The organism is Streptomyces sp. B1866 (assembly GCF_031932565.1).
Lineage (GTDB): Bacteria > Actinomycetota > Actinomycetes > Streptomycetales > Streptomycetaceae > Streptomyces.
Genome location: NZ_JAVSCF010000227.1, coordinates 1 through 10,344, shown reverse-complemented (window position 1 = coordinate 10,344; position 10,344 = coordinate 1). Strand labels below are relative to the sequence as shown.

The following is a 10,344-nucleotide window of genomic DNA, read 5'->3' as shown; positions in this document are numbered from 1 at the left end:
GATGCCCGCGTGCTCGAAGACCTCCCACGCGGTTTCGAGCAGCAGCCGTTGCTGCGGGTCCATCGCCGACGCTTCCCGGGGCGACGTCTCGAAGAACTCGGCGTCGAAGTCGGCGGCGTCGTAGAGGAATCCCCCGTGGCGCGTGTAGCAGGTGCCGGGGCGGTCCGGGTCCGGGTCGTAGAGGCGGTCCAGGTCCCAGCCGCGGTCGGTGGGGAAGTCGCCGATCGCGTCCGTCTCGGACGCGATGAGCTGCCACAAGTCCTCCGGGGATCGCACACCGCCGGGGAACCGGCAGGCCATCCCCACGATGGCGATCGGCTCCTGCTCCCGTTCGGTGATCTCGTACAGACGCCGGCGGGTACGGCCGAGGTCGGCGGTCACCCGCTTCAGGTAGTCGAGGAGCTCTGCTTCGTTCGCCACTTGGGATCACTTCCTTGAGCGCCTTGCACGTCCTGGCGTGGTCATCACCTCAGGACAGGCCGAGGTCGTTCCTGATGAAGTCGAGGACTTCCGCGGCGGTGGCGGACGCGAGCTGGTCCGAGCCGTCGCCGTTCGCTGCCGGGTCGCCCGACTGGTTCCACTTCAGCAGCAGGGATTGCAGCCGGGCGGTCACCCTGGGGCGGACGGAGTCGTCCTCGTCCACGAGGGAAAGGGCCGCTTCCAGCCTGTCGAGTTCCGCGAGCACCGGTTCCGCGGCCCCCGCGCCTCCGCCCGGCAGCACCTGCTCCCTGAGGTAGGCCGCGAGTTCGCCGGGGGTGGGGTGGTCGAAGGTGAGGGTGACGGGGAGGCGGAGGCCGACGGCGGTGTTGAGCCGGTTGCGGAGTTCGACCGCGGTGAGCGAGTCGAAGCCGAGGCCGCGGAAGGGAGCGGTGGGGATGACGGCCGCCGGGTTGTCGTGGCCGAGGACCAGGGCGGCGTGGGACTGGACGAGCGCCAGCAGCACGTCGTACTGCCCGGCCGCGTCCTGGTCGGCGAGGCGGGCGCGCAGCGCCGCCGGTCCGGCGTCCGCCGCCGCGGCGGCCTGGCGGGGGACGGAGCCGGCCAGGCCGCGGTACAGCGGTGGTACGCAGCCCGCGCCCGGGGCCGGGTCGAGCCGGGCCGGGACGAGGACGGGCCGGTGGTGGCCGAGGGCGGCGTCGAAGAGCGCGAGCGCCTGGGGGGTGGTGAGGGGCTTGATGCCCAGGCGCGCCAGCCGGCTCTGGTCGGTGTGGCCGAGGTGGCCGGTCATGCCGCTGGCCTGCTCCCACAGCCCCCAGGCCAGGGACACCCCGGGCAGCCCGGCGGTGCGCCGGTGCTGGGCGAGGGCGTCGAGGAAAGCGTTGGCGGCGGCGTAGTTGCCCTGCCCGGGCGCGCCGAGGACGCCGGCGACGGAGGAGAAGACCACGAAGGCGGCCAGGTCCGTCCGCTGGGTGAGGGTGTGCAGGTGCCAGGCGGCGTCGGCCTTGGCGGCCAGTACGGTGTCGAGGCGGCGCGGTGTGAGGGAGCCGAGAGTGGCGTCGTCGACGATTCCCGCGGTGTGGACGACGGCTGTCAGGGGCCGCCGCGCGGGCACGGCGGCCAGCAGCCGCTCCACGGCGGCCCGGTCGCTCACGTCGCAGGGGGCGATCGTCACGTCCGCGCCGAGCCCGGTCAGTTCGCGGCGCAGCTCCTCGGCGCCCGGGGCCTGGTCCCCGCGGCGGCTGGCCAGCAGCAGGTGGCGGGCCTGGCCGGTGGCGGCGAGGTGGCGGGCGAGCGCGGCGCCCAGCACGCCCGTACCGCCGGTGATCAGCACGGTGCCGTCGGCGTCCCAGCGGGCGGGGAGGGTGAGGACGTTCTTCCCGATGTGCCGGCCCTGCTGTACGTGGCGGAAGGCGTCCTCGGCCTGCCGGATGTCCCAGCAGGTGAGCGGCAGCGGCGCCAGGACGCCCGCCTCGCACAGGTCCAGCACCGTGCGCAGGATCTCTCCCACCCGGTCGGGGCCGGCGTCCAGCAGGTCGTACGCCTGGTAGCGCACGCCCGGGTGGTCCTTCGCCACCTGCTGCGGATCGCGGATGTCGCTCTTGCCCATCTCCAGGAACCGGCCGCCGCGCGGCAGCAGCCGCAGCGACGCGTCCACGAACTCCTGGGCCAGGCAGTCCAGTACGACGTCGATGCCGCGGCCGCCGCCGGCCGCCGCGAACCGCTGCTCGAAGTCCAGCGTGCGCGAGGAGGCGATGCGGTCCTCGGCGATTCCCTGGCCGCGCAGGACGTGCCACTTGCCGGGGCTCGCCGTGGCGTACACCTCCGCCTTCAGGTGCCGGGCGAGCTGTACGGCGGCCATGCCGACGCCGCCGGCGGCGGCGTGGATCAGCACCGACTCCCCCGCCCGCAGGCCGCCGAGGTCGACCAGGCCGTAGTAGGCGGTCGCGAAGACGATCGGCACCGACGCAGCCTGGGCGAACGACCACCCGTCGGGGATCGCGGCCAGGGTGGCGCGCTCGGTCACCACCACCGGGCCGAACGCCTCCTGGAAGACGCCCATCACCCGGTCTCCGGGCGCGAGGTCGGCCACCTGCGCGCCGACCTCCAGGACGACGCCCGCGCCCTCGCTGCCCAGGCCGGTCTGCCCGGGCACCACGCCGAGCGCGACCAGCACGTCCCGGAAGTTCAACCCGGCCGCGCGGACCGCGATCCGTACCTCGGTCGGGCCCAGCGGGGCCGCCGCGGCCGGCGACGGCACGGTGGCCAGGCCGTCCAGGCTGGTGGAGTCGGGGCACTCCAGCCGCCAGCCCGCCGGCCCGCTCGGCAGGCGCAGGCCGCCGTCGGCGGCGCGGCCGGGGCCCAGCCGCACCAGGCGGGGGGCGAGCACGCGGCCGCCGCGGAGCGCCAGCTGCGGCTCGCCGAGGCCGATCGCGCCGAGCAGCGCCGCGCGGGACTCGTCGGTGTCGGCGTCATCTATATCCACCAGTACGAAGCTGTCCGGCTGCTCCGACTGGCTGGAGCGCACCAGCCCCCAGGCCGCCGCGCCCGCCGGGTCCGGCACGTCCTCGCCCGGCGCGGTGGCCACCGCGCCGCGGGTGACCAGCACCAGTCGCGCCCCGGCGAGCTGCTGTGCGCCGAGCCACCGCTGGAGCAGGTCCAGCACCTGCCGGGTCCTGGTGTGCCCGGCTGCTGCGGCGTCGTGGCCGGGCGGGCCCTGCCGGTCGCCGGACGGCGGGCAGGCGGCGATGACGACGTCGGGGACGGGGCTGCCCGCGTCCACGGCCGTCACCAGGCCGGCCAGGTCCGCGAAGTGGTGCGGCCCGTCGGTGTCCGGCCGGCCGCCGTCGGCCCCGGCGGCCGCGAGGGCGGGTCCCAGGCCGAGGGCGTCGGCGCCGACCAGGGCGCACCGGCCCGCGGCCGGGAGCGGTGCCGGCAGCGGCAGGTCCGTCCAGTCCAGGCCGAACAGCGCGTCGCGCACCGCCGCCTCGGGCCGTGCCCGCAGCGTGCCCTTGGGCACCGGCCGCAGCGTCAGCGACTCCACCGACGCCACGGGCCGACCGGACTCGTCGGCCACGTCGACGGCCACCGTCTCGGAGCCGAGCCGCCGCAGCCGTACGCGCAGCGTCGACGCGCCCGTCGCGTACCGGCGCACGCGGGTCCACGCGAACGGCAGGCCCCGGTCCGGTCCGCCCAGGGCCGTCGTACCCGGAGTGCTCGCCTCCGGAGCCAGCCACATGGCCTGGAGCGCCGCGTCGAGCAGGGCGGGGTGCAGACCGTAGCGGGCGGCGTCGACGGCCGTCTGCTCCGGCAGGCTGACCTCGGCGTACGTGGCGCCGTCGCCCTGCCAGGCGGCGCGCAGGCCCTGGAACGCCTCCCCGTAGTCGAAGCCGGCAGCCGCGAACCGGTCGTAGACCCCGGTCACGTCCAGGGCCTGAGCGCCCGCCGGCGGCCAGGGCGCGGCCGGCGCCGGGAAGGCGTCCGCCGGGTCCGGCGCGGGGTCGGCGGCGTCGGCCGCCGCGGCCGTCACCGTGCCTTCGGCGTGCCGCGTCCACCCGTCGGCCGCCGGGCCGCCGTCACCGCTGCCGTCGGACTCGAAGCCGGCGTCTGCGTCGCCGTCCAGCCGGGCGTGCACGCTCAGCGGCCGGCGGCCGGCCTCGTCGGGTGCGCCCACCGCCACCTGGAGCACCACCTCGCCGCCCGCGGGGACGACCAGCGGGGCGTGCAGGGCCAGTTCCTCCACGTGCGGGCAGCCGACGTGCTCCCCGGCCCGCAGGGCCAGCTCCACGAACGCCGTGCCGGGCAGCACGACGGCGCCGGAGATGCCGTGGTCGGCCAGCCACGGGTGCGTACGCAGCGAGAACCGGCCCGTGAGCAGGCACCCGTCGCCCTCCGCCAGCTCCACGGCGGCGCCCAGCAGCGGGTGCCGCGCCGCGTCGAGCCCGGCGGCCGTCACGTCGCCGGAGGCTTCCGCGGCCGGCAGCCAGTAGCGGCGGCGCTGGAAGGCGTACGTGGGAAGCTCCACCTGGCGCGGCGCCGGCCGCCGCCCGGTGTAGTGGCGGCTGAAGGCGACGGGCCGGCCGCGGGTGTGGACCGCGGCCAGCGCGGCCAGCACGCTGCGGTTCTCGCACTGCTCCGGGTGCAGGAGGGACACGGCCACGGGGTCGTGGTCGGGCAGGTTGTGGTGCGCCAGGGCGGTGAGGGTGGCGTCGGGGCCGAGTTCGAGGAAGGTCGTCACGCCGCGGGCGTGCAGCCGCTCGACGGTTCGCGCGTAGTGGACGGTGCGCCGGGCCTGCCGCGCCCAGTACGCGGCCGTGCCCGGGTCCTCCTCGGCCGCGGACCCGGTGACCAGGGGGATGTGCGGCCGGTGGTAGGCGAGGCCTGCGGCGGTACGTTCGATCTCCGGGCGCAGGGCCTCCATGTGCGGGGAGTGGAAGGCGCCGCTGACCTGGAGCGAGGTGACCTTGCGGCCCTGCTCGCGGAAGGAGTCGGCCAGTTCGCGTACGGGGTCGCGGTCGCCGGTGAGCACCACGGACGCGGGGGTGTTGACCGCGGCGATGTCGACCCGGTCCGCCAGGCCGGCCAGCAGGGGCCGTACCTCCTCCTCGGTGGCCTCGACGGCGACCATGGCGCCGGTGCCGGGCAGGCCCCGCATGGCGCGGGCGCGGGCGGCGACGAGTGCCGCCGCGTCCGGGAGGCTGAGGATGCCCGCCAGGTGGGCGGCGGTCAGCTCCCCCAGGGAGTGCCCGGCCAGGTAGTCGGGGACCAGGCCGAACTCCTCGGTCACCATGCGGTGCAGCGCGGTCTGCACGGCGAAGAGGGCCGGCTGGGTGTAGGCGGTCTGGTGCAGCAGCGCCGACGTCTCGCTGCCGTCCTCGGCGAACAGCACCTCCGGCAGCGGGCGGTCCAGGTACGGGTCCAGGTGGGCGCACACCTCGTCGAGAGCCCGGGCGAACACCGCGGACGTGCGGTACAGCCGGTGCCCCATGCCCGGGCGCTGCGTGCCCTGGCCCGAACACACGAAGGCGACCTTGCCGCGCCCCGGAGCCGCCCCCTGGACGACGCTCCCGCTCGGTTCGCCCGCCGCGAGGGCGTCCAGCGCGCGCTCGAAGTCGTCGCGGGTGGCCCCCAGGAGCACGGCCCGGTGCTCGAACACCGCCCGGCTCACCGCCAGGGAGTAGCCCACGTCGGCGAGGCCGCGCCCGGGGTGGTCGGTCAGGGACGCGCGCAGCCGCCGGGCCTGGTCCCGCAGCGCCTCCCGCGACGCCGCGGCGAGCGGCCAGGGCAGCGGCGGGGGGTCGGCGGGTTCGCCGGGGCCCGCCGTCTCGCCGGCCGCGTCCCGCGCTTCCGTAACGGGCTCGGTCGGCGCGGTGGCGCGCGGTTCGGCGGGCGGCTGCTGAACGGGCGCCTGTTCCAGGATGACGTGCGCGTTCGTCCCGCTGACGCCGAACGAGGACACGCCCGCGCGGCGGGGACGCCCGGTGTCCGGCCACGGCTGGTCCCGCGTCAGCAGCCGTACCGCCCCCGACGACCAGTCCACGTGCGGCGTCGGCTCCGACACGTGCAGGGTGCGCGGCAGCAGCCCGGAGCGCAGGGCCATCACCATCTTGATGACTCCGGCGAGGCCCGCCGCCGACTGGGCGTGGCCGATGTTGGACTTGACCGAGCCCAGCCACAGCGCGCGGTCCTCCGGCCGGTCCCGCCCGTACGTGGCGAGCAGGGCCTGCGCCTCGATCGGGTCGCCGAGCGTCGTCCCCGTCCCGTGGGCCTCCACCGCGTCCACGTCGGCCGCCGTGACCCCGGCGTTGGCCAGAGCGGCGCGGATCACCCGCTGCTGGGACGGCCCGTTCGGGGCCGCGAGCCCGTTGCTGGCACCGTCCTGGTTGACGGCGCTGCCGCGGACGACGGCCAGCACCTCGCGGCCGTTGCGCAGCGCGTCCGACAGCCGCTCGACCAGCACCACCCCCACGCCCTCGCCCCAGCCGGTGCCGTCGGCGGAGGCGGAGAACGCCTTGCACCTGCCGTCCACGGCCAGGCCCCGCTGCCGGGAGAACTCCACGAAGTTGAACGGAGTGGTCATCACCGTGGCGCCGCCCGCCAGGGCCAGCGAGCACTCGCCGGCCCGCAGCGCCTGGCCNGCCCCGCTGCCGGGAGAACTCCACGAAGTTGAACGGAGTGGTCATCACCGTGGCGCCGCCCGCCAGGGCCAGCGAGCACTCGCCGGCCCGCAGCGCCTGGCCCGCCAGGTGCAGCGCCACCAGCGACGACGAGCACGCCGTGTCGATGGTGATCGCCGGGCCCTCCAGCCCCAGGACGTACGAGACGCGTCCGGAGGCGACGCTGTTCGCGCTGCCGGTGAGGGCGTAGCCCTCCGACAGCGCGGGCGGCGCCTGCCGCAGCTGGGCGGTGTAGTCCTGCGCGTTGCAACCGGTGAACACGCCGGTGGGAGTGCCCTGGAGGTCGTGCGGGTTGATCCCCGCCCGTTCCAGGGCCTCCCAGGACGTCTCCAGCAGCAGTCGCTGCTGGGGGTCCATGGCCGCCGCCTCGCGCGGGCTGATGCCGAAGAACTCCGCGTCGAAGTCCCCCGCGTCGTAGAGGAAGGCGCCCTTGCGGCTGACGGAGGTCCCGGGCTCGTCGGGGTCGGAGGAGAAGAGCTTCGCGAGGTCCCAGCCGCGGTCGGCGGGGAAGTCGTCGATGGCGTCCCGGTGGTGGGTGACGAAGTCCCACAGGTCCTCGGCGGACCGGATCCCGCCGGGGAAGCGGCAGGCGACGCCGATGATCGCGAGCGGTTCGCCGTCGGCCGCCGCGCCGGGCGCGGGACCGGCCGGCGCGCTGCCGGTGGCCGCCGTACGGGCGGGGCGCGCGCCGGTCAGCTCCGTCAGCAGGTGCGCGCTGAGCTTGTCGGGGGTGGGGTGGTCGAAGGCGAGGGTGCTGGGCAGCCGCAGACCGGTGGCCGCCGTGAGGCGGTTGCGCAGTTCTACGGAGGTGAGGGACGTGAAGCCGAGGTCGCGGAAGGCGCGGTCCGTCGGACACGCCCCGGCGTCGGCGTGTCCGAGGACGGCGGCGGTGTGGGTGGTGACGAGCGCGAGGAGGGTGTCGTGTTGTTCGGTCGGGGGCAGGTCGTCCAGGCGGGTGCGCAGCTGCCCGGCGGCGTCGGCGGGGACGGTGCCGGCCGGGCCGGCCGCGGGGGCGGCGGGGGACAGCTCGCGGGTGTGCGGGGCGGGCTGGCACCTCTCCCAGTCGACGTCGGCGACGACGAGCTGGGCGTGCGGCCCGGCGGCGGCCCGTTCCAGGGCGGCCAGCGCCAGGTGGGGCGGCATGGGGAGGAAGCCGCGGGAGCGCAGGTACGCCTGCGCCGTGCTGGTGTTCGCGAGTCCGTCGCCGCCCCAGTTGCCCCAGGCGAGGGAGGCCGCGGGCAGCCCGCGGGCCCGGCGGTGGTGGGCGAGGGCGTCCAGGTAGGCGTTCGCGGCGGCGTAGTTGGCCTGTCCCGGGGCGCCGAAGGGGGCCGCGACGGAGGAGAAGAGGACGAACGCGTCGAGGGGCAGGTGCTCGGTGAGGGCGTGCAGGTGGTGCGCCGCGTGCGCCTTCGGTCCGAGGACCGCGCCGAAGTGCTCCGGGGTCTGCGCGGCGAGCGTGTGGTCGTCCAGGACGCCGGCGGTGTGGATCACCGCGGTGAGCGGGTGGCTCGGCGGGACGGCGGCGATGACGGCGGCGAGCGCGTCGGCGTCGGTGATGTCGCACGCGGTGATGGTGGCGGAGGCGCCGTGGCGGGTGAGGCGGCCGTGCAGCGCGTCGGCGCCGGGCGCGTCGGGGCCGCGGCGGCTGACCAGCAGCAGGTGGCAGTCCGGGTGGCGGTCGGCGATGCGGGCGGCGAGCTGGGAGGCGATGGCGCCCGTGCCGCCGGTGATGAGGACGGTGCCGCGGGGCGTCCAGGGCGACGGTACGTCGGCGGGGGCCTCGGGTGCGGCCTCGGGGGCGCGGGTGAGGCGGCGGGCGCGGGGCCCGGTGGGACGTACGGCCAGTTCGTTCTCGTCGTGGCGGTGGGTCAGGGCGGCGGAGAGGTGCCGCACATCCTGTTCGACGAGGGTGGCGGGGAGGTCGATGAGCCCGCCCCACAGGTCGGGGTGCTCCAGGGCAGCGGTCCGCCCCAGCCCCCAGACCATGGCCTGCCGGGGGTGGTCCAGGAGGTCGCCGGGGGAGGTGGCGACGGCGCCGCGGGTGGCGCACCACAGCCGGGCCGCTATGTCGTCACGGCCGGCGAGCGTCTGGACCAGGGCGAGGGTGAGGGCCGTTCCGGTGGGGACGTGGGGGTGCCGCGGGTGCGGTTCCTCGTCGAGTGCGAGCAGCGAGAGCACGCCGCCGACGGGGGCGCCCGCGTCCTGCACCGCCTGGGTGAGGAGCCGGTGGAGGACCTCGGGGTCGACGCCGTGGTGGTCCAGGACGAGGGGGACGGGGGCCAGGCCCGCGTCGCGCAGGCCGTCGAGGAGCGCGGTGACGTCCGGCCGGTCGGCGTGCCGGGCGGGGACGGCGACCAGCCAGGCCGCGGTCGGCCCGGGCCGGGCGTCGGCGAGGTCGACCGGCCGCCAGGCGTCGCGGTAGCGCCAGGCGTCGGCGGCGGCCTGGTCGCGGCGCCGCGCGCGCCAGGTCGCCAGGGACGGCAGGAGGGTGTCCAGCCAGGGGTCCGGCGGGAGGTCGAGGAGGGCGGCCACGGCGTTCGTGTCCTGGCCCTCGACGGCCTCCCAGAACGGGGCGGTCGCGCTGTCCGGGGTCTGGTCCGCGCGCCGGGCCCCGGCCGCGCCCGGTGCGGGGGTGGTCAGCCAGTAGCGCTGGCGTTGGAAGGGGTAGGTGGGCAGGTCGGTGGGGTGGGGTGGGGTGGGGGTGGGGAGGTGGTGGTGCCAGGTGACGGGGAGTCCGTGGGTGTGGGCGCGGGCCAGGGCGGCCAGCATGCGGCCGGTGTCGTCCTCGTGGCGGCGCAGGGTGGGGATGACGGTGACCGGCACGCTCGCGCCGTCGGCGGCTTCGTGCACCGCGGGCGTCAGCGTGGGATGCGGGCTGACCTCGATGTAGGTGTCGAATCCCTGGCCGGCCAGGGATTCGACGGCATCGCCGAAGCCCACCGGCTGCCGCAGGTTGCGGTACCAGTACTCCGCGCCCGCGCCGCCGTCGCTGTCGCCGGTGGTGTCGGTGTCGTCCATCCAGCGGCCGTGCACGGTGGAGTACCACGGGATCGTGGTCGGCCGCAGGGTGAGGCCGTCCAGCGGTTCCAGCAGTTCCTCGCGCACGGCCTCGACGTGGGGGGAGTGCGAGGCGTAGTCGATCGGGATCAGCCGCGGCTTCGCCGCGCCGGGGGCAAGGGTGCGGGTGAAGTACTCCACCGCCTCCTCGACCGCGGGGAGGTCGCCGCTGACGGCCGTGGTCCGCGGCCCGTTGACCGCCCCGATCCACAGCCTGCCAGGCCAGTGCCGGGCCACCTCCTCGCGCACCGTGTCCGCCGGCGCCGGGATCGAGGCCATGCCGCCCTGCCCCCGGATGGCCCGCACCGCCCGGCTGCGCACCACGGCCAGTCGGGCGGCGTCCTCCAGTGACAGCGCGCCGCTGACGCAGGCGGCGGCGACCTCGCCCTGGGAGTGCCCGATCACCGCGTCCGGGGTGACGCCGTGGTCCTGCCATACCGCGGCCAGCGACACCGTCACCGCGAACAGCACCGGCTGCACGAACTCCGCGCGCTGCCACCGCGGATCGCCCGCCCCGGCCTCCAGCAGCCGGGCCAGGTCCCAGTGCAGGTGCGGTGCCAGCGCCTGTGCGCAGGCGGTGAACGCCTTCGCGAACGCCGGCGAGGTGCGCAGCAGGCCGATGGCCATGCCGGCCCACTGGCCGCCATGGCCGGGGAAGACGAACACCGTACGG

The 10,344-nt window shown here is 76.5% G+C and carries 3 protein-coding genes and 1 pseudogene; 1 reads left to right on the top strand and 3 read right to left on the bottom strand.

Annotated features, from left to right (window positions below):
* Both RKE29_RS23635 and RKE29_RS23630 read right to left on the bottom strand, forming a co-directional pair.
* A partial coding sequence (locus tag RKE29_RS23635) for a beta-ketoacyl synthase N-terminal-like domain-containing protein (RefSeq protein WP_312007606.1) occupies positions 1 to 420 on the bottom strand: 420 nt, incomplete at its 3' end.
* Between the two features lie 49 nt (positions 421 to 469).
* Positions 470 to 6,517, bottom strand: a complete 6,048-nt coding sequence (locus RKE29_RS23630) for an SDR family NAD(P)-dependent oxidoreductase (protein WP_312007605.1) — start codon at positions 6,515 to 6,517, stop codon at positions 470 to 472.
* 86 nt (positions 6,518 to 6,603) lie between these two features.
* Here RKE29_RS23630 and RKE29_RS23625 point away from each other — a divergent pair, with 86 nt between their 5' ends.
* Positions 6,604 to 6,804 carry a hypothetical protein gene (locus tag RKE29_RS23625; RefSeq protein ID WP_312007603.1) on the top strand — a complete coding sequence of 67 codons (201 nt, stop codon included), beginning with the start codon at positions 6,604 to 6,606 and terminating at the stop codon, positions 6,802 to 6,804.
* On the opposite strand, the pseudogene RKE29_RS30855 reads toward RKE29_RS23625, so the two are convergent.
* Positions 6,741 to 10,298: pseudogene (locus tag RKE29_RS30855) on the bottom strand (SDR family NAD(P)-dependent oxidoreductase); the annotation flags it as partial. The gene RKE29_RS23625 and the pseudogene RKE29_RS30855 overlap by 64 nt on opposite strands.
* Between the last annotated feature and the right edge of the window lie 46 nt (positions 10,299 to 10,344).